This window comes from Pseudomonas sp. MAFF 730105, from assembly GCF_055380705.1.
In genome coordinates this window covers 2,895,179-2,913,970 of sequence record NZ_AP018438.1, presented here as the reverse complement: position 1 = coordinate 2,913,970, position 18,792 = coordinate 2,895,179, and the positions used below count along the sequence as shown (strand labels likewise).

General features: G+C 61.5%; 16 protein-coding genes. 4 read left to right on the top strand and 12 right to left on the bottom strand.

Going from position 1 to position 18,792, the window contains the following annotated elements:
* Positions 1–7: 7 nt before the first annotated feature.
* From bcsB to PCOSP_RS13055, 5 genes are all read right to left on the bottom strand, one after another.
* Complete coding sequence (bcsB, locus tag PCOSP_RS13075) at positions 8–2,140, bottom strand: cellulose biosynthesis cyclic di-GMP-binding regulatory protein BcsB (RefSeq protein ID WP_464711930.1); 2,133 nt, start codon at positions 2,138–2,140, stop codon at positions 8–10.
* A gap of 86 nt (positions 2,141–2,226) precedes the next feature.
* A complete protein-coding gene (bcsA, locus tag PCOSP_RS13070; RefSeq protein WP_464711576.1) occupies positions 2,227–4,452 on the bottom strand; it encodes a UDP-forming cellulose synthase catalytic subunit in 2,226 nt (741 codons plus the stop codon).
* Complete coding sequence (locus tag PCOSP_RS13065; protein ID WP_464711575.1) at positions 4,449–4,826, bottom strand: cellulose synthase operon protein YhjQ/BcsQ; 378 nt, start codon at positions 4,824–4,826, stop codon at positions 4,449–4,451. The genes bcsA and PCOSP_RS13065 overlap by 4 nt, the downstream gene beginning before the upstream one ends.
* A complete protein-coding gene (locus PCOSP_RS13060) occupies positions 4,802–5,665 on the bottom strand; it encodes a cellulose synthase operon protein YhjQ/BcsQ (RefSeq protein ID WP_464711573.1) in 864 nt (287 codons plus the stop codon). The genes PCOSP_RS13065 and PCOSP_RS13060 overlap by 25 nt, the downstream gene beginning before the upstream one ends.
* Before the next feature lie 198 nt (positions 5,666–5,863).
* Positions 5,864–6,289 carry a VOC family protein gene (locus PCOSP_RS13055; protein ID WP_139642285.1) on the bottom strand — a complete coding sequence of 142 codons (426 nt, stop codon included), beginning with the start codon at positions 6,287–6,289 and terminating at the stop codon, positions 5,864–5,866.
* A gap of 106 nt (positions 6,290–6,395) precedes the next feature.
* Here PCOSP_RS13055 and PCOSP_RS13050 point away from each other — a divergent pair, with 106 nt between their 5' ends.
* Entirely contained in the window at positions 6,396–7,286 is an 891-nt protein-coding gene (locus PCOSP_RS13050; protein ID WP_464711571.1) for a LysR family transcriptional regulator, read from the top strand.
* Between the two features lie 33 nt (positions 7,287–7,319).
* Here the strand turns inward: PCOSP_RS13050 and PCOSP_RS13045 are convergent, their stop codons facing one another.
* The 6 genes from PCOSP_RS13045 to PCOSP_RS13020 form a co-directional block, all read right to left on the bottom strand.
* Positions 7,320–8,642, bottom strand: coding sequence for an NAD(P)/FAD-dependent oxidoreductase (locus PCOSP_RS13045; protein ID WP_175385427.1), 1,323 nt, complete (start codon positions 8,640–8,642; stop codon positions 7,320–7,322).
* Between the two features lie 196 nt (positions 8,643–8,838).
* On the bottom strand, positions 8,839–9,495 hold the full coding sequence (locus tag PCOSP_RS13040; RefSeq protein ID WP_139642279.1) for an aspartate/glutamate racemase family protein: 657 nt from the start codon (positions 9,493–9,495) through the stop codon (positions 8,839–8,841).
* Positions 9,496–9,801: 306 nt separating this feature from the next.
* Positions 9,802–10,644 (bottom strand): sugar phosphate isomerase/epimerase, encoded by an 843-nt coding sequence (locus PCOSP_RS13035; RefSeq protein ID WP_464711569.1) that lies wholly within the window; start codon positions 10,642–10,644, stop codon positions 9,802–9,804.
* 1 nt (position 10,645) lies between these two features.
* Positions 10,646–11,887 carry an NAD(P)/FAD-dependent oxidoreductase gene (locus tag PCOSP_RS13030; protein WP_464711568.1) on the bottom strand — a complete coding sequence of 414 codons (1,242 nt, stop codon included), beginning with the start codon at positions 11,885–11,887 and terminating at the stop codon, positions 10,646–10,648.
* An 18-nt stretch (positions 11,888–11,905) separates the two neighbouring features.
* Positions 11,906–12,226 (bottom strand): MocE family 2Fe-2S type ferredoxin, encoded by a 321-nt coding sequence (locus tag PCOSP_RS13025; protein ID WP_041021749.1) that lies wholly within the window; start codon positions 12,224–12,226, stop codon positions 11,906–11,908.
* Between the two features lie 34 nt (positions 12,227–12,260).
* Positions 12,261–13,367: a fatty acid desaturase family protein gene (locus PCOSP_RS13020; RefSeq protein WP_464711567.1), complete on the bottom strand. Its 1,107-nt coding sequence runs from the start codon at positions 13,365–13,367 to the stop codon at positions 12,261–12,263.
* Positions 13,368–13,547: 180 nt separating this feature from the next.
* On the opposite strand from PCOSP_RS13020, the gene PCOSP_RS13015 reads away from it, so the two are divergent.
* A complete protein-coding gene (locus PCOSP_RS13015; RefSeq protein ID WP_464711565.1) occupies positions 13,548–14,600 on the top strand; it encodes a LacI family DNA-binding transcriptional regulator in 1,053 nt (350 codons plus the stop codon).
* Positions 14,601–14,737: 137 nt separating this feature from the next.
* On the opposite strand, the gene PCOSP_RS13010 is transcribed toward PCOSP_RS13015, so the two are convergent.
* Positions 14,738–16,756: a sigma-54 interaction domain-containing protein gene (locus PCOSP_RS13010; protein ID WP_175385433.1), complete on the bottom strand. Its 2,019-nt coding sequence runs from the start codon at positions 16,754–16,756 to the stop codon at positions 14,738–14,740.
* A gap of 187 nt (positions 16,757–16,943) precedes the next feature.
* On the opposite strand from PCOSP_RS13010, the gene PCOSP_RS13005 reads away from it, so the two are divergent.
* Both PCOSP_RS13005 and PCOSP_RS13000 read left to right on the top strand, forming a co-directional pair.
* Positions 16,944–17,966, top strand: coding sequence for a Gfo/Idh/MocA family oxidoreductase (locus tag PCOSP_RS13005; protein WP_464711563.1), 1,023 nt, complete (start codon positions 16,944–16,946; stop codon positions 17,964–17,966).
* A complete protein-coding gene (locus PCOSP_RS13000) occupies positions 17,963–18,754 on the top strand; it encodes a TIM barrel protein (protein WP_041021745.1) in 792 nt (263 codons plus the stop codon). The genes PCOSP_RS13005 and PCOSP_RS13000 overlap by 4 nt, the downstream gene beginning before the upstream one ends.
* The last annotated feature ends 38 nt before the right edge of the window (positions 18,755–18,792 follow it).

The window sequence follows — 18,792 nt, the reverse complement described above, 5'->3', positions numbered from 1 at the left end:
GTCACGCTCAGACACTCAGTCGCTTCCTGGCCTTGGAACGCAACCCCAGGTAGGCCAGGCCGCTCAGCAACAGCACACCCAGTGCGGTCATCAGTAGCGTCCAGCCCACATGGCGCGACATCAGCCACTGCACGTACTTGACCGGTGACAGACTGCCGACGAAATACTGTTCGTCAGCCACCAGCGGCTCGATGGACTTGCCACGGATGACCACCAGGCTGCCCTGAATGGAACCTGCGCCCTGGTCCGTACGGGCCAATGCTTCAGTGGCCTGGGCCAGACCGACAGCATCCCCGCCGGCAATGACCACGACACTGCGGCCATTCTTGAGCGGCGATTCGAAGCCGGTCAGATAGGTGTTTGGCTGGCCACCGGAGAACGCCATGGCCAGACGGCTTTTGCGCAGGTTCGCTTCAGGATCGGAGCTGAGCCAGTCCTGTATGCGCAGGGTCAGGTCAGACACTTCGAAACGTTGCTGCTGACCGGTACCGGCCGCTGGCAGACGATCCGCCCATTGGCTCAGCAAGGGTTGGTTGTCACCGGACGACATCACCAACAGGTCCTTGTCGGCAAAGGACGGAGCTTGTGCGGCCTGGATGACCGTCACGCCGGTCGCGGGGTAACCGGTGGAGTCACCGAAGCGGCCCAATACGTTCAGGTAAGCGCTTATGTCACCCGTGCCGGCGTGGTCCGGCAGCACCACCGCGGTCTGCGACAGGTCAGCCATGCGGGTGAACGGGAAGCCGGCGTCCTTGAACACGCCCAGGTTGGGCATGGCCATGAAATGGTCGTAATCGGTCAGGTCCAGCGTCGACTCAGGGTCGATGCTGCCGCGCATGTTGTCGATGATGATGTCGCGGCATTCCCCCTCCTTGATGTAGTCGTACATGTAGCGCAGTTGCAGGCGCGACTTCAGCGCAACGGAATTGAGCGGCAGCAACACGCGCATGTCACGCACCAGGGTCTCGTCCTTGATCGCGCTCAACAGGCTCTTGTCCAGACGCTCCACCGAAGGCAGGGTCTCGGACTTGATCAGGCCATCGTTGAAGCTGACGATGAAGGATGAATTGACGGATTTCGGCTGCGGCGTATAGCGATACTTCAGGTTCAGCGGTGCGCCATCCTGGTGCCAGTTGAACAGATCCGGCGGGAAGTTCAGCGGTACAGTGATGTCGCCCGGGTTGTACCCGGAAACGTTCAGTTGTTTGCTCGCGATCAGCTCACCCAACTTGACCGGGCGATCGGTAGGTAGCCAGTTCGGTGCATCGTAAGGCTTACGGGGCTTGAGGGTATCGAGCTTGTTGATGACCACCGTGCTGCCCGACAGCGCCTGGCCACCGACCGTCAGCGCGATGGCGGCCAGCTTGAGTTCTTCGGTATTGCGCCCCGCCACCACCAGCAACTTGCCGTTGGCGTCATTCGGGTTGGTCAGGATGCTCAGGGTCGGGCCCTTTGGCGCGGGAATCGACAATCCGCCAATCTGCGCAGGCGCGTCGCCGCTGAGCACGATCACACCGTTGCCCTGGGCGGGCAGCGTATTGAGCTGGACCCGGAAGGTCGCCCCGCGATAGCTCGCCAGGGCCCCGAACCAGGACGACAGCGCCCCCGCAGCCTCAAGGGTGCCGTTGTCCGGCGCGGCGCTGAAGATGATCGGCAGATCCAGGGGGCGGGCATCGCGCCGATCGAAGAACGGCACGGGTATCAGTGAAAGATCGTTCGGCAAGGCCAGCGGCGAGGTCTGGATCTGCAGCGAAGAATCGTTGCTGACCTTGGCCCACAGACTCGAGTGCTGAGGATCCTCACAGCTCATGGTGTAGTGGCCGATGAACTGCACGCTCAGGCGATTGAACTCGGTGATCAACTGCGGGGGAATCTCCACCGTCTGCTTCTGCAGCGTGCCGGCGTTTTCCTTGGGCAGCGGCACACTCGCCGCGACTTCGTCGTTGACCATGATGTTGATCTGCGACAGATCGGGCAGCAGCGCCGGCGAATAACTGTATTGCAGCGTCAGGTGCGCGCCGGTCACCACCTGATCGGCACGCACGTCAAAGTTGACGCTATCGGTCGCTTCGACCCCGTGCAGGTTCATCGGATAGGCGCGCCCCAACTGCTTGAGGGTCAGGTTGTAGCCATTGCCCATGTCCGCCGGCGCCGTATCGGCGAACGCCGCGCCACCACTCAAAGCCAGCAACGTTGAAGCCAAAATGCCTGAAAAATGCTTAGCGCTCATTGCTTGTCCATAAGGTTTTCGAGTGGTTGGGAAGACGGCGGCCGGCGGGCAGAAAGGAATCTTTGCAGCTCGGCGAGGGTGGCCTTGAACAATTCGTAGATACCCCCCAGGCCGATGAAAGCGACGTCGCGCAATGCAGCCAACGGCGTGTCCACCTGCCGACCGCCCCAGGTCGATGCCCAGGTGTCGGCGCGCGAGAACGTCAGGCGCACCAGCTCGCTCTGCTGACGCAGGCTCAGCGGGTCGAACTGAGCCCCCAGGAGAGTGCCGCGACTGAACATCACGGTCCCGGGGAACACACTGGCCTGCTGGTTGCGAAACAACGTCATGCGGATGCGTTCGCCCTGGGCGATTTCAACGCCGTCCGGCAGACGGAAACCAAGCCCCTTCTGCGAGAAGTCCTGGGTGATGCCGTCAAACGTGCGCCCATCCGCCAGCTCAATGCGCACCGGCAGTTCAGCGGCAACCCGCGGCTCGCTGCGCACCTGGCGCGTTTCACTGGCTACGGCCACCGATGCGCTGGTAATGACAACGTTGTAGAGCGTCCAGGCCATGTTGATAAGGATCGTGGTCATCGCGCCCTCCTCGCCCTGGCACAATTGCCAGAGGCCGAAGGCAATACCCGCGACATTGAGGGTCAACAAAACGATGTAGGGACGCGCCAGCTTCCACTCGAAAAACTTGCGGTCGATGATCCCGCCCTTGTCGGTCACGTTGAAACCGCCGAACTTGGGGTTCACCAGCGCCATGAGCACCGGCCCCATGATGTACCAGGCCAGTACCGTCTCGTAGACCTCGTTCCAGAACGAGTGCCGGAAACGGCCCTGGATCCGTGAGTTGGTCAAGCTGGCGTGCAAGATGTGCGGCAGCACGTAAGCGGTGATCATCAATGCCGAGGCGTGGAAAATCTGCGCCCCGAAAAACAGATAGGCCAAGGGTGCCGTCAGAAATGCGAGACGCGGCAGACCATAGAAGAAGTGCAACATGGCGTTGAGGTAACACAGCCGCTGCCCCAGTTTCAGGCCGCGACCCATCAACGGGTTGTCGGTTCGGAAGATCTGCGCCATGCCGCGTGCCCAGCGAATGCGCTGGCTGATGTGACGCGAAAGGCTTTCGGTAGCCAGGCCTGCCGCCTGCGGAATGGCCAGGTAAGCGGTGTTGTAGCCGGCGCGGTTCATCTTCAGGGCGGTGTGCGCATCCTCGGTCACGGTTTCCACCGCGACGCCGCCCACTTCCAGCAGCGCGGTACGGCGCATCACGGCGCAGGAACCGCAGAAGAACGTGGCGTTCCACAAGTCGTTGCCGTCCTGGACCAGGCCATAGAACAGCTCGCCTTCGTTCGGGACGGAGCGGAACGTGTTGAGGTTTTTCTCGAACGGATCCGGCGAAAAGAAGAAGTGCGGCGTCTGCAGCATCGCCAGTTTTGGATCCTTGGCGAACCAGCCCAGGCAGATCTGCAGGAAAGAACGGGTCGGTACGTGGTCGGCGTCGAAGATCGCGACGAACTCTCCCTCCGTGACTTTCAGCGCTTCATTGAGGTTACCGGCCTTGGCATGGCGATTGTTGTCACGGGCCAGATAGTTCACGCCAATGCTGTCGCAGAAGATCCGGAAGTCTTCACGACGTCCATCGTCCAGCACGTGCACGCGCAGCTTGTCCTTCGGCCAGTCGATCGCCTGGGCGGCGAAGATTGTCACCTTCACAATATCCAACGCTTCGTTGTACGTCGGAATGAACACGTCCACCACCGGCCATTCGGAAGGCGGCGTACTCATCAGCACCGGTTGGCGCCGCAGGGGCCAGGCGGTTTGCAGGTAACCGAAGATCAGTACGATCAGCGCGTAGAGTTCCGCCGCCAGCAAGCCATAGCCGAACAGTATGTCGAGCCAATCGTCGAAGCCCAGGGTCGAGGTGATCCGCCAGTACATGTAGCGCAGCGAAGCTGTCAGCGACAGACCGATCAGCAGCACCACCGGGAATCGGCCGGATTGTTTGCGCAGTATCAGCGCGACGACAAAACAGCCTGCGGCGAAATAGCATTGTGACTGGAGATCGAAAGGCACCGTGATAATGAACAGCGCCAATAGAAGCGAGACCAGCAGAATACCGATCTGCAAGGTGCGGCGAACACCTTGCGAAAGACGGTCAAACCCGTCCGCTAGAGTCTGGGCCCAGCGTTGCAGGCGGCCGGGCGCTTCATGTTGCTCGTTGGGTTGACTCATGATGCGCGACTACCTGCCAATGCAGAGGTCCGGACAGGCGACTTCAGCGCATCGGCAATGGCCAGGATTTCCTGCCGCGCAGATGAGTCATCGTCTTCCAGTAATGGGTTGACGCCAAAAGCGAGGCCTTCGCTGATAGCGTGATCGAGCGGCAGGACACCGATCAGATGTTTACCAAAGCGACGCTTGAGCACTTCCAGCATGTCCTGGCAGAACGTGCGCGAGGCATCGAACTGGTTGACGATGTAGTGACAGTCACGCTGCGAAGCCTGATTGGCACGCCCTTCGAGCAATCGATCGATCGAGTCCAACGTCATGAACGAGGCCGCGTCCGGCGTGATGACGACGATCACCTGATCGGCGACATCGAGCACCTGCTCCAGATACAGGGTGCGGCCAGGGGGGTATCGAGAATGACGACATCGTCGGCCACCAGATCCATGCGCGACAACTGCCGCGCCAGCCAATGGGCGTCGTCCTCAAGGAAACGCTCAAGCGCTCGACGCTCTTGCTCGGAGACCGAACCAAAGGGCAGGACGCGCGTTCCGCCAATGCCATCGAGCAGCAGCCCGCTCCAGCACTCGCCGGTCAGGCTTGCGCGGGCCATGCCGGCGACATCCGGACTGACACCCAGGTGGTGTTGCAAAGCGTTCTGCGGATCCAGATCGATGGCCAGCCTGCGTCCCTTGGCACCTAGCGCGCCAGCCAGCGCCGCGCAGAGCGTGCTTTTGCCCACGCCACCTTTTGGCGATACCACCGCAATGACCCGAGCCGGGGTGACCGTCGCAAGGCTGTTCGGGATCGACCGGCGTAACGCCTCCTCGTTCTGCGCACGCGCTTCTGCCTGGCGCTCAAGGGCGACTTCAGCCAGCAAGGAACGCAAGGAACAAGCATTGGCGGGGGCTGATACAGGTTCGGATACCGCATCGCCGGCCGACATGGTCTGGAGCAGCTCATCGAGCACCGGCTCGACGCGTCGCTCCAGCGGATGAAGCGTCGTCGCTACTGTGACAGGCAGCAGGTCCGGCATCTCGGCGGGCTCAGGCAGGACAGCCCCTGTCGATTTTTCCGTTTGCGCAGGAGTCACAGGAGCAGCAAGCGTCGGAGATTCGGACAGTTCCTTGTAATTAAAGGAATTATCCATCTCGATATAGCTGGCCGCACTCTCTCCGAACCTGCTCATCAGGTTGTCAATATCATTTGTCCGATTCATAAGCCCTTCACTGCGAGGGTAAGAAGCATTCGGGCTCGTATAACGGCAAACGACTGCCTTCGCGTGGCCAAATGATATCGTCAATATTTTGTTAACAACAAGAGATTTTATTGGATCCAATCAAGAACAAGACAGGCGGACGCCAAACTATTGGCGCCGACTGTTTCACGGGTTTATCAGCGTCCCGGCAATGGCGAATTATTTGGCGAAAAGCTGGCTCATATCCTTGAATGCCTTGAACTCTAGGGCGTTGCCGCATGGATCGAACAGGAACATGGTGGCCTGCTCACCCACCTGCCCTTTGAAACGGATGTACGGTTCGATCACGAACTCAATGCCAAAGGACTTCAAGCGCTCCGCCAGCGCCTCCCACTCTTCCCAACCCAGGACAACGCCGAAATGCGGAACGGGAACATCGTGTCCGTCGACCGGATTGCTGTGAACGTCTTCCTGCGAAGCCGTTTTGGGATGCTCGTGAATGACCAGTTGGTGGCCATAGAAGTTGAAGTCAACCCACTGGGGGCTGGAACGCCCCTCTTCCAGGCCAAAGATTTCGCCGTAGAAGGATCGTGCGGCTGCCAGGTCGTAAACAGGAATCGCGAGGTGGAAAGGCGAAAGACTCATCAGCACTCCAATATTTGATATTTGTGGATGAACGTGGAGCGTAAGCCGGAAAATCATCAAGAAAAATCAATATAATTTTTTTCAGAAGCACAATTAATATTTGTGAATGATTAAAGAACTCAAGACACTTGTCGCCGTGGCCCGGGAAGGTACGTTCGCCGCTGCGGGAAACAGGATCGGCCTCACCCAGGCAGCGGTCAGTGCCCAGATCCAGCGTCTGGAGGCAGAGCTCGGCTTCGAGATTTTCGACAGGAAAGGCCGTTCGGCCCACCTCAACCGGATGGGCCATCAGATACTCCTGCAGGCGCAAGAGCTGCTTCGCCTTTACGACAACCTGGGCTCCGCCACCGTGGGACTGCCGGCCAGTACCCTGGTGAATATCGGCGCCATCGCATCCGTCCAGCGCTCTTACTTACCCGACGCGCTGGCCCGGTTCCACCAACAATGCCCGCAATGCCGGACGCGAGTCATTCCGGGCTTGTCGATGGAGCTGGTCAACCTTGTGGATGCCGGCGAAATCGACATGGCGGTGATCATTCGCCCACCCTTCTCTCTCCAGAGTGATCTGCGCTGGACCACCTTGGCGCTGGAGCCCTATCGCCTGATCGTGCCCCGTGATGTCCCGGAAGGAGACTGGTCGGAGCTGCTCTCCAACCACCCCTTCGTTCGGTACGACCGTTCGTCCTTTGGCGGCAGGCAGGTCGATCGTTTCCTGCGGCAGATGCATTTCACCCTGCGTGAAGTCTGTGAGCTGGATGAACTGGAGGCCATCATCAGACTGGTGGAAAATGGCGTAGGCGTAGCCCTCGTGCCACAGACCGTGTCCCATCGGCAATGGCCAGCGGGCATACGCGCACTCGATCTCGGACCCCATACGTTCCATCGTGAAATCGGATTGGTGCATCGACCTCGACAGACCTTGACCGAACCGGTGCAGATCCTGGCCCAGCTTATAAGCGATCAAGTAAAGGGCAGTTCCGAACTCCCTCAGCCCTGAAAAAAGCCACTCGAATCGAGTGGCCGTCAGGGGTCAGATCGCGCCCACGTTCATTTTCGAACCATCGGTCAAGCGCGAAAGACGGTAGGGTTTGGGATCGACACAGGGGGTATCGTTGGCGACCAGCTCAGCGGCCAGATAGCCGATCCCCGGCCCCAGACCGAACCCATGCCCGGAACAGCCCGCCGCAAGGACGAAACCTGACAGCCCCTCCACGGCAGAGATCACCGGCACGGCATCGGGCGTGAAGTCCACGTAGCCTCCCCAGGTTTCAGCCACTTCAATGTTCGCCAGGGCCGGGAAGCGCGTCCTGACCCGCTTCAGGATCTCGGCAATAGCCTCGGGCCTGGCCTCGGGGTCGAGTACACGGTTGCGCTCGAAGGCCAGGGGTTTGTCCGCACCCCAGCCCGCCAGCCCTTCGGGACCATGGATAAAGGCCTTGCCGATGCCGAACTCCATGGCGGCCAGCCGCTTGACGAACATGGGCAGAAAAGCCTTCCCATGGCGCAGGCCCTGCGGCGTGATATCAAGCCGGGCCTTGCCACTGATGGCGATCGTATAACTGCCATCCAGACGGCGAGTGAGCGCGAAATCCGGCGTGTAGATCGCATCCCCGAGGTTCGGCGCCGGGCGCGTACGCAGCGCAGTCTGGCGCACGCTCGCCTGGGGGAAATTCAACCCGTGTCGTCGGCAGAACGCCGAGGCCCAGGCGCCGGCGGCACAGAGGACCGCCTGGGTGCGGATAAGGCCTTTTTCGGTGATCACCCCGGTCACTGCGCCATTGGTGATATCCAGACCGTAGGCGGCGCAGTCCTGGTGGATGCTGGCGCCAAGGGCACGCGCGCCCTCGGCGATCCCCGGCGCTGCGATAGCCGGTTCGGCCTTGCCGTCATCGACGGAATGCACGCCTCCCAGCCATTGCCGACCGACAGCCGGAATCGCTGACGTCGCCTCCCCGGGGCTCAGTATCCGCGTCTTGATGTCGAACTGGCGCGCGATATCCAGCCACGCTTCCCATTCGGCGAGCTGCTTGGCGTCGTCGGTCGCGTACTTGAGGCCGCAGCGGCGAAATCCGAGATCGGTGCCAATCTGCGCCGTGAGTTCATCCCACAGCCGCAAGGCGATACCAGAGAGAGGCAGCTCACGGGCGTCGCGATTCTGCTGGCGGCACCAGCCCCAGTTGCGGCTCGACTGTTCGCCGCCGACATAGCCCTTCTCGACCAGCGCCACCGAGAGTCCCCGTTTCGCCAGGAAATAGGCGGCAGTCGCGCCGATGATCCCGCCGCCAATGATCACCACATCGGCATGGGAAGGAAGCTTTTCATCGCTGGGGATGCGTTTTATCGAGGGTGACATGCCAAGAGTCTCATCTGGATGGGGGTTATCAAGCCGGGCAATGCAGGCCGTTTTTCCAACAACCTCATGGTGATCATTACGCCATGCACCGCCTGCAGAGCTGTCTCGTTTTCATCGCATTAAATCGCAGAAAAACTTGTTTTGGGGGCATGTGCAGCACAATCTGCCACGGCCTCCATGTGTCACCCTTATCGACTCATTCGGCACAGCGTCTGGCGATTTCCCCCATCAATAACGACGGGCTTGCCAATACCGGAAATTTCAACTCTGCCGCGAGCAGGTCGCGCAGATGCGCCAGCGATGCCTGGGCGAGCACCAGCACATCCACCTCGTTGGAAACCCCGGTGGCCGCTTCCAGGAGAATCCCGTCATGCCGCGCCCGATCGCCCGCCATCAGTGCCTGGTAGGCGTCGGGGCATAGCACCGTCTTGATCGTGATGTCGCGCCCTTGCGCTGCGGCATGGGCGTGCAACAGCGCGCGGCTCGGTTCCACCGTACTGGTCGCCGTGCAAAGCAGGCCAATGCGCGCGCCACGGCGCACCGCTTCCGAGGCCATCGGGTCGTCGATCTTCAGGATCGGCTGCGACACGACGCTCCGCGCGATGTCGACAGCCGGAGACGTCGATGAACAGGTGACGACGATCAGGTCAGGTTGCGCTCGCGCCGCCAGCACAATCTGATCAACCACGCGCTGGTAGACCTGCGGCTGCGGTACGCCGCGCAACAGGTCCTGCAGCAGGCTTTCGTCAAGGACATGGAAGCAATCGGCGGTGGGCATCTCGGCACGCATACGCGCCCGGAACTCCTCGACCAGGAAACCGACGGTATGGATGAAAGCGATCCGCTGGGTCATGGCATTCTCCTACGCGTTGGCCTTGTTTAAGGGCACGGATTTCGTGTCATCCATTACCGCACGCATCGCAAGTAACGCCGTCTCGTTTTCAGGCAATGAAATCGCAGGAAAAATTTTGTTGAAGGCTTTATGCAGCACAATCTGTCTGTCCAGCGGCGGGTCAGCTTGCAGGGATATTGATTGTGCCGACGTCTTCGCGAGCAGGCTCGCTCCCACACTCCGGGGTGCTCATTAAAGTTCTGTACATACAGCCCTCTGTGGGAGCGAGCCTGCTCGCGATAGCCATCCATTGTCATCCCTCATCCATCAGCCTCCACCCGGAACGTGACAATCCCTCCAGACCTCACGCATCCACTGCTTCAACATCAACGCCTCCTCCCAGCGATCACTGACATCGCGCCCATCGGCCCCGGTGATCGCATAGGGTGGCGGGCCGAGTTCGCAGGTGAAGGACAGGCTGGCAGGGCTGTTCGGCCGAGCCAGCCAATCCTCGATTCCGTAGCGCCACCAGCCGAGGAAGCGCTCCAGCCAGGGTCGGTGCTGGGCGAAACTCAAGGGCACCTGGACTTGTTCGCCATTACTGACACGTCCATGAAAACCCCAACTGTGACGCAGGATGCGATGGATGTAATCGTCGTCTTCAGCGGCGACCGGTTCTGGCATCTCGCGCCCCACGACATAGTGAGACAGGTCCGCCAATAGCTTCAGGTCGGGCATCTCCTCAAGCAAGTCCAACGTGAACAACAGGTCATTGCTCAGGCGATAACGATGGGTCTCAAGGAGAATCGGAAAATCCACCTGTTCGGCCAGGCGTTGCCAACCCTCGACCAGTGCGATCGCCTGCCTCAGCGTGCGTGGTCGGACGTCGGCCTGCAGCGTGAGATGGTGACAGCCATGGCGAGCAGCGACATCGAGGGCGGCCGCCAGATCATCCACAGTACGGGGAAAGAGCTGACCTTCGATTTGCAGACCGAACGCCTTGGCGGCGGCGTGCAGACGCGCAGCGTGGGAAGCCTCCCAGAAATGATCGGTGATGCCATCGAAGCCAGCGGCAGCAATTTTTTCCAGCTGCGCTTCGAGGGGAAGCGCGCATTGGCCGCAGTGATCCTGCATGGCCCAGAGCGATTGAAAAACCAGGAACTCGCGCATGTCAGCTTCTCAGTAATTGTTTGAGCGACACATCGGGATCGGCCAAAGCGTCCACGGCGAGGCGGTTTTGGTTGGCGATCAGCCGCTCACACAGTTTGATGTCCTTGGCGACGCTGTTGCCCTGCCCCCAGCCGCAGGCGCCTTGCAGGCGATGCTTGGCATCGAGATAGAGCATCAGGAAACCGTCGTTTGCGTGGGGGCGGCTCGTTGTCGGTTCCCTATCTGAAATCACCCCCACGGTCTGGAGTCCCCAGTCGTACTGATCGGACCAGAAGCCGGGGATCACCTCGAAGGGCAACTCGTGGCCCAGCAGGTTGAGGGCTGCATGCCGCCCCTGGTTTTCGGCGTTGCGCCAGGTTTCCTGGCGCTGAAAAACGCCCTGCGGATGCAGCCGAAACTCGCAGACATCCCCCGCTGCGAAGATGTCCGGCGCACTGGTGCGCAGTTGGGCATCGACACGGATGCCCTGACCGACGACCAGTCCGGCGGACGCGGCCAATTCGATGTTGGGTTGCATGCCGATGCCAACGACGACCAGGTCGCAAGGCAGCAACTCGCCGTCGACCAGTTGCACTGACTCGGCGCGAGTGTCGCCCTGCACCGCCTCGATGGCGACGTTCAGCCGTACGTCCACGCCCTGGCTGCGGTGCAATGTCAGCAGCGCGTGGGACAGTCGCTCCGGCAGGATGCGGCCCGCCAGTCGCGGCCCTGCTTCAAGCACAGTGACGGTGCAGCCCAAGGCGCGCGCGGTGGCGGCCACTTCGAGGCCGATGAAGCCTCCACCGATGACGACCAATCGTTTGCCGGGTTGCAGCGAAGCTCGCAACCTCAGCGCTTCGTCATGGGTGCGCAGATAAAGCACATTGGCGAGACCCTCGGGCACCGACGTCAATCGCCGCGCCCTGCCCCCGGTCGCCAGCAACAGCCGTGCATAGTGCAACCCATGACCATCGGCCAACTGCAGCCGGTGTCGTTGCGGGTCGAGGCTCTCCACCGGATTGCCAGCCCAGTGCTCGATGCCCAGTTCGGTGAGCCGGTCGCTGTCACACAGGCTGAATCCCCCCAATTCAGCCGTGCCTTGCAGCAGCCCTTTGGACAGTGGCGGACGTTCATAGGGTGGATGGGCTTCATCACCGATCAGAATCAAGCGCCCCCTATAACCTTCCTCGCGCAGGGTCAACGCCGCACGGCCGCCAGCATGTCCGGCGCCGACGATGACCAAGGGAGCGTTGTCAGCTTTCATGGTACAACCTCCACGTCGTTAAACGTCAATACCGAGCAGGACCCGCCCCGCCTCGACCCGGACCGGATAGGTCTTGAGGTTGACGCACACCGGCGCGCCAAGGGCTTTGCCGGAGCGGTAATCGAAGCGCCCGTTGTGCTTGGGGCATTCAATGACATGGTCCATCACCAGACCGTCGGCCAAGTGGATGGATTCATGGGTGCACAGGCCGGCGGTGGCAAAGAATTCATCGTCAGCGGAGCGGTAGACAGCGTAGGTCTGCGGACCGTGGTCGAAACGAATGACATCCTCTTCGTTTATTTCGCCCACGGCGCAAACGTCGATCCATTGATCGGTCATGGCGCGTTCTCTCGTAGTGGTAAAACGGGAAGGGTCAGGCCGGTGTCGCTTCAGCCTGGGTGCTGGCGGTCGGCGCCGTGCGTGGCGGCAAAGGGCGACGGACGAAATAGTTCGGGTCTTTGCGCTGCTTCCAGATGGTCGGGAGGATTTCCTTGAACGCCTCCAACAGGCTGGTATAGGGCGGCGGGCAGTCGTGGCGGATCTCTTCGTGAAGCTGCGCCAGTGCATGAAACGGCACCATCGGATACATGTGATGTTCGAGGTGATAGTTCATGTCCAGGTAGAGGAAACGCAGCACCGGATTCATGTAGATGGTGCGGCAGTTGCTGCGATGATCGAGCACGTCTTCAGCCAGGCCGACATGCTGGGACAGGCCGAACACGTAGGACAGCCAGCCGCCATAGAGCGTCGGCAGGCCGATGAACATCAGCGGCAACCAGCTCTGCAGGTACAGTGCCGCCGCCACGGTCAATCCATAGATCATCAGCCAGACCCGCGCCGCCAGGAAGATCTTCGGCCACTCGGACTCGGGGATGAAGGTCTGCTCTTCTTCCGCCATCCGCCCGGTCGCATGCCGGCAGACCGACCCCATGGTCTTGATCGCGTAAGGCATCCTGATCAGGCTCAGCACCATGCTGATCAGGCTTGGCGGGCGCGGCTCGACGATCTCCGGATCGCGCCCGACGATGATGGTGTCGGTATGGTGCCGAGCATGGCTCCAGCGCCACACATGGGGCTCGAACATGAACATGAAGCTCGACACCTGGTAGACCACGTCATTCATCCAGCGGGTCTTGAATGCGGTGCCGTGACCGGTTTCGTGCCAACGGGCATTCGACGCCGTGCCGTAGAGCAGCCCATAGGCGAAGAAGAACGGCACGCAGGCCCAGGATCCCCAGAACCAGTAACCACCGAAACCGGTGACGATCATCGACAGCAACCAGATCGCAGTGTCCCGCAGTGCCGGGCCGTCGCGGCGCTGCATCAATTCCTTCATGCGTTTACGCGAGATCGGCGACTGGTACCAGCTGGCGGACACCAGGCCTTTTTGCGCCGCTTTGGCGGCTTCGGGACCGAGCAGTGAATAGTCTCGGCGTGCGGGTTTATCGCGGTGGCCGGAGGCTGCGTTTTGTTCAGACATTTTATTGTTCTCCGCAAGCTTGATGGTGTTGAACCCTTGCTCGATGCAGGTTCGCATCGTTGGAGAAACCATAGAGAGCGCGCCGATTAGCCTCAAGCCCTTGAATTGATTCCCTATCAAGCTATCATCCAGGCCCATCGAAGCTTGATAGTTTTCTATCAATGCGCTGTGGGGCCTGCCATGACCAACACCACCAAACGCCCAACCATTGCCACCGTCGCCCAGTACGCGGGGTTGAGTGTCGCGACCGTGGACCGGGTGCTCAACGCCCGGGCGCCGGTCACCCCGGCCACCGCCGAGCAGGTGTTCCAGGCCGCCGAAAAGGTCGGCTATTTCGCCGCCCGACTGATCGGCCAACGGATCCGTGAGCGCCGTCCCAGCTACCGTTTCGGCATTCTCCTGCTCGGCACCGCCCAGGCGTTCTACGGCAATGTGGCCGCCGCTATCACGGAAGCGGCGCAACGTCAGGCCGGCGCCAACCTGAGCATTCAATTCGAGTACGTCTTCGATCGCACACCCAGCGCGATCATCGCCCAGATCGAACAATTGGCGGTGCAGTGCGACGGCCTGGCAGTGGTCAGCTTCGCGCACCCGTTGATCAACGCCAGCATCGCCCAGATCAGGGCCGCTGGCGTGCCGGTGATCGCGCTGCTGTCCGACATACATGAAACGGCCGATGAGCCTTACGTCGGCCAGGACAACCATGCAGTCGGGCGCACCATGGGTTGGCTGATGGCCCACACCTGCGGAACCCATGAGGGCAGTGTCGGGGTGTTGCTCGGTGGCCATCGTTTCCTCGGCCACCAGGCCCGGATCGACGGGCTGCGCAGCTACCTGGCCGAGCATGCTCCCGGCCTGCGACCGCTGGAGGCGTTAATCAACCTGGACAACGACGACATCACCGAAGAGGCGACCCTGGACCTGCTGGCGCGACATGACGACTTGCGTGGCTTGTGTGTGGTCGGTGGTGGCGGCGACGGCATTATCAGCGCCCTGTCGCAACTGCCGAGTCGGCCGTCGCTGTGCTGCATCTTGCAGGAGTCCACCGAGCTGTCGCGCCAGGCTCTTGCACAGGGCCTGATCAGCCTGGTCATCGATTCCCAGCCGCGGTTGCTGGCTCAAGCGCTGGTTGATCTACTGGTGGAGCTGCAGACCGCGCCAGCCTTCGATCCGGTGCGACATCGCATCCATATCCCGTTGCAGATCATGACCTCGGAGAATGCTCGTCCCTGAGTGCAATGCTGTTCACTCAAGACTCGCCCGGTTCACTGTGGCGAGGGGATTCATCCCCGCTGGGCTGCGTAGCAGCCCCAAAATCTTAGGGCCGCTTCGCGCCCCAGCGGGGATGAATCCCCTCGCCACAGGTTCATCTACTGACTTGAGTGAGCAGCCTTACCCCCGGAACGAAACGTTTCCGCCCTCAACCCGTACCGACTCATCTTGTTGTACAGCCCACCCCGGGAAACGTTCAGTTGCTGGGCAGTCAGGCGGATGTTGCCCCGGGTGGCCTCGAGGGCGGCGACAATTGCGTTCATTTCATGGGCATCGAGGCCCAGGGCTGCCGGTCGCTCAGGCATATTCCCTGGCGATGACGGCCGCAGGCCCTGCCTGATTTCCAGCGGTAGATCATCCGGCTGCAGCTGTTCGCTGACCGCCAGATTGGTCGCACGCTCGATGATATTTTCCAGCTCACGCACGTTGCCTGGCCAGTGGTAGGCCGACAGCACGTCCAGCGCCTGGGGCGAGATGCCGCGCACCGATTTGCGCAGTGAGCGAGCGCAACGAGAGAGGAAATGGTGCGCCAGCAACGGTACGTCCTCCCGGCGCATGCGCAGCGGCGGGACCGTCAGATTCAGCACGTTGAGCCGATAGTAAAGATCCTCGCGAAACGCGCCGTCAGCCACCGCTTGGCTCAGGTTGCGATGGGTGGCGGCGATGATGCGCACGTTCACTCGCTGGGATTTCTTCGCCCCCACGCGAGTGACTTCGCCTTCCTGCAAGACCCGCAAAAGGCTGACCTGGGCCCCGAACGACATGTCACCGATTTCGTCGAGGAAGATTGTGCCGCCATCGGCCAACTCGAACTTGCCGGCGGATCCGCCGCGAGCCGAACCGGTGAAGGCCCCCTCGACATGCCCGAACAATTCGCTCTGCACCAGATCTCGTGGGATCGCCCCGCAATTGACCGCCACGAATGGGCCACTGCGACGCTCACTGGCATTGTGGATCGCCTGGGCGAACAGCTCCTTGCCGGTACCGCTTTCGCCGAGGATCAACGTGGTGGAGTCGCTGCGACTGGCGATTCGTCCAAGGTGCAACGCGTCCTGGATGGCCCGGGAGCTGCCCTGGATGGTGTCGAAGGTGTAGCTGGCCTGGGTGCCGATGATCCGCCGGGTGATTTCGCGGATGCGCCGGTTTTCCCGCAGCGAAACGATGCGCCCGCCCTGCTCCAGTGAGCACACCGACACCAGGCAGGCCAGGTGGCTGCGATCATGCAATTCGAAGGTGCAATCCAGATCCCGCAGCCCTTCCCCGCCACGCAGCAGGATCTCATCGGTCAGCTCACTCTGGCCCAAGCGCTGGAACGGCTGGCCCAGCAGATCCCGCCCGACGCGAAACAACTGCCGGGCATAGCCGTTGATGGCCCTGATGCAGCCACGGTCGTCCAGCACGACCAGGCCTTCGTTGAGCACTTCAAGCATCGTCTGTTGTTCTTCCAGCAAGGCCTGCAGCGCCATTTGCCGTGATACGGCTTCGGCAGCGGCTTGCACGGTGCCCAACGTGTGGAAATGAAACCAGCCCGGCTCGGCGGTCAGGGTCAGGATCGCCAGGGTCCGTCCCCGGGCATCGCGAATCGGTGCGGCGGCGCAATGCATGCGTCGCTTGCGCAAGCCGACGCCGAAGTTCTCTTCGGCCAGCACATAGACCAGCCGATCTTCAGCCAATGCCAACCCCGTACAGTTGGTGCCCTGCACCGACTCCAGCAAGCGGCTGCCCACCGGGGTGAGATCGCTGCCGCAGAAATACAATGTGGTCCCTTCGGCGTCGGTCAGGTTGATATGGCCCCTGGGGTTGTAGGCCAACAACCCGCCCATGACCTCGGCCGCCACTGCGATCATCACGCGATGGGCGGCCAGCGTTGCGGCCAGGTCGGCTGGATCGACAAAACGATACGCGCCGTCCTCGGGGTCAAGGCCGGCCTCGACGCTGCGCAACCAGGAGTTCCAGATCACCTGCCGGACCCCATCAGGCCGCTCGATACATCCGTCCAGGCAAGCCAGCCAGGCCTGCTCCAAAGCGCCAATCGGTCCGTCACTCAACGACGCCGGACCGAGTGACGCGATGTAGTCGAGGTCTTGCTCGCTGACAGCGATGGGTGCCGGGATCACGAAAAGCTCCAATGTTCATTTTATGTACATGTGCAGTATAGGCATGTCATGAGAATTAACACTTATTTCGCTAGATAAGGAATAAATGCTTACTTATCAATAAGATATGCATTGGCACAGGCTTTGCTCCCCTGCCTGTACAGCGAAAACAATCCTGCTGATAACAAAAAAAGGGGAAGTGCGTTTCATGAATACATCCAAGATCATCCGCCTCGGTCTCATTGGCGCCGGCCGCATGGGCAGCTTTCACGGCCTGACGGCAGCCCGACACATTCCCGGCGCCTGCCTGGCTGCCATCGCCGACCCGACACCGGGCCAAGCCGCCCGCCTGGCGGCACAGTTGGGGGTGGAGCGGGTCTACACCGACCCACAGCAATTGCTCGACGACCCCGAGATCGACGCCGTACTGATTGCCGCTCCGGCCCGTAGCCACGCCGAGCTGGTCATCAGCGCAGCCCGCGCTGGCAAAAGTGTGTTCTGTGAAAAACCCATGGCGATCACCCTCGACGAAGCGGACCGCGCCATCGCCGCTGCCGTCGATGCCCGGGTCACCTTGCAGGTCGGCTTCAACCGCCGCTTCGCCAAGAGTTTTCGCACCGCGCACCTGGACGTGGTCGCCGGCCGCATCGGCACACCGCAACTGCTGCGGTCGCTGACCCGCGACCCGGCGCTGAACAATCCGGCCAACTCCCCGCAGTGGGTGATCTTCCTCGAAACCCTGATCCACGACTTCGACACCTTGCGTTACCTCAATCCTGGGGCCGAGGTCGTCGAAGTCTTCGTGATGGCCGATGCCCTGATCGCGCCAGACTTCAAGGACAAGGGTTTCCTCGACACCGCCATGGTGACCCTGCGTTTCGACAACGGCGCCCTCGCCACCGCCGAGGCGAATTTCCAGGCGGTGTATGGCTACGATGTCCGGGGCGAAGTGTTCGGCAGCGCCGGCATGTTGACCATGGGCGCCGTCAATGACTCCGACCTGGTTCGCTACCTGGCCGATGGCATCCAGGCCGACACACAGCGCCTGGACACCGACCTGCTACGGGATGCCTATGTGGCCGAGCTCAACCATTTTGTGAGTTGCCTGCGCACCGGCGAAAAGCCCCTCGCCAGCGGTGAAGACGCCCGCGCTGCCCTGGCCATTGCCCGCGCCTGCATCGAGTCGTTCCAGCAAGGCCAGCCCGTGCGCGTGCAAGGAGGCCGACCATGAGCTTCACTCCGTTCAAACTGGCGATCAGCGCCGAGATGGTTTTCCTCGACCTGCCGTTCACCGAGCGGGTCAAACGGATTCACGCACTGGGCTTCAGCGCCGAAATCTGGGACTGGACGAAGAAGGACATTGCCGCCCTGGTCGCCACCGGCGCCGACTTCACCTCGATGACCGGCTACATCGCGGGCAACCTGACCGACCCCGAGGACATCCAGCACCTGCTCGACAGCGCACGGGAATCCCTGGCCGTCGCCGCCCGGTTGAACTGCCCGAGCCTCAACCTGCATGGCACAGGCCTGGGCGACAAAGGCTTGCCGGTCAAACCGGTGGCCCTCACCACCGGCCGCATGTGGTTGAACGCCTGCAAGACCCTGGAAAAAATCGCGCGCCTGGGTGAAGACGCCGGCCGGGTGTTCCTGCTGGAAAACCTCAACACCGAGGTAGACCATCCTGGCACGCCGTTCGCTCGCGCCGATGACACCCTGGCGCTGATCGAGGCCGTGGGCAGCCCTCATCTGAAGCTGAACCTGGACCTCTACCACGCACAGATCGGTGAAGGAAACCTGATCGAACTGATCCAGCGCGCCGGCAGCGCCATCGGCGAAATCCAAGTGGCCGACGTCCCTGGCCGCATGGAACCGGGGACCGGCGAAATCCACTACCCGGCCATTGCCAAAGCCTTGTTCGACATGGGATACACCGGTGTCGTCGGCCTTGAGGGCTGGGCTAGCGGCGACAGCGAGGCGGCACTTCAACGCTTCCGGCAAGCGTTTAGTCTGGATCGATGAAACGGCGGCGCCCTTGGGCATGAATCGAGGTGCGCCGA

Coding starts and splice junctions, on each gene's coding strand:
- PCOSP_RS13025 (WP_041021749.1), bottom strand. CDS start 12,226: ATGACCGATCAATGGATCGACGTTTGCGCCGTGGGCGAAATAAACGAA.
- PCOSP_RS13045 (WP_175385427.1), bottom strand. CDS start 8,642: ATGTCACCCTCGATAAAACGCATCCCCAGCGATGAAAAGCTTCCTTCC.
- PCOSP_RS13035 (WP_464711569.1), bottom strand. CDS start 10,644: ATGCGCGAGTTCCTGGTTTTTCAATCGCTCTGGGCCATGCAGGATCAC.
- PCOSP_RS13015 (WP_464711565.1), top strand. CDS start 13,548: ATGACCAACACCACCAAACGCCCAACCATTGCCACCGTCGCCCAGTAC.
- PCOSP_RS13000 (WP_041021745.1), top strand. CDS start 17,963: ATGAGCTTCACTCCGTTCAAACTGGCGATCAGCGCCGAGATGGTTTTC.
- PCOSP_RS13055 (WP_139642285.1), bottom strand. CDS start 6,289: ATGAGTCTTTCGCCTTTCCACCTCGCGATTCCTGTTTACGACCTGGCA.
- PCOSP_RS13060 (WP_464711573.1), bottom strand. CDS start 5,665: ATGAATCGGACAAATGATATTGACAACCTGATGAGCAGGTTCGGAGAG.
- PCOSP_RS13050 (WP_464711571.1), top strand. CDS start 6,396: ATGATTAAAGAACTCAAGACACTTGTCGCCGTGGCCCGGGAAGGTACG.
- PCOSP_RS13030 (WP_464711568.1), bottom strand. CDS start 11,887: ATGAAAGCTGACAACGCTCCCTTGGTCATCGTCGGCGCCGGACATGCT.
- PCOSP_RS13005 (WP_464711563.1), top strand. CDS start 16,944: ATGAATACATCCAAGATCATCCGCCTCGGTCTCATTGGCGCCGGCCGC.
- bcsA (WP_464711576.1), bottom strand. CDS start 4,452: ATGAGTCAACCCAACGAGCAACATGAAGCGCCCGGCCGCCTGCAACGC.
- bcsB (WP_464711930.1), bottom strand. CDS start 2,140: ATGGGCAATGGCTACAACCTGACCCTCAAGCAGTTGGGGCGCGCCTAT.
- PCOSP_RS13020 (WP_464711567.1), bottom strand. CDS start 13,367: ATGTCTGAACAAAACGCAGCCTCCGGCCACCGCGATAAACCCGCACGC.
- PCOSP_RS13040 (WP_139642279.1), bottom strand. CDS start 9,495: ATGACCCAGCGGATCGCTTTCATCCATACCGTCGGTTTCCTGGTCGAG.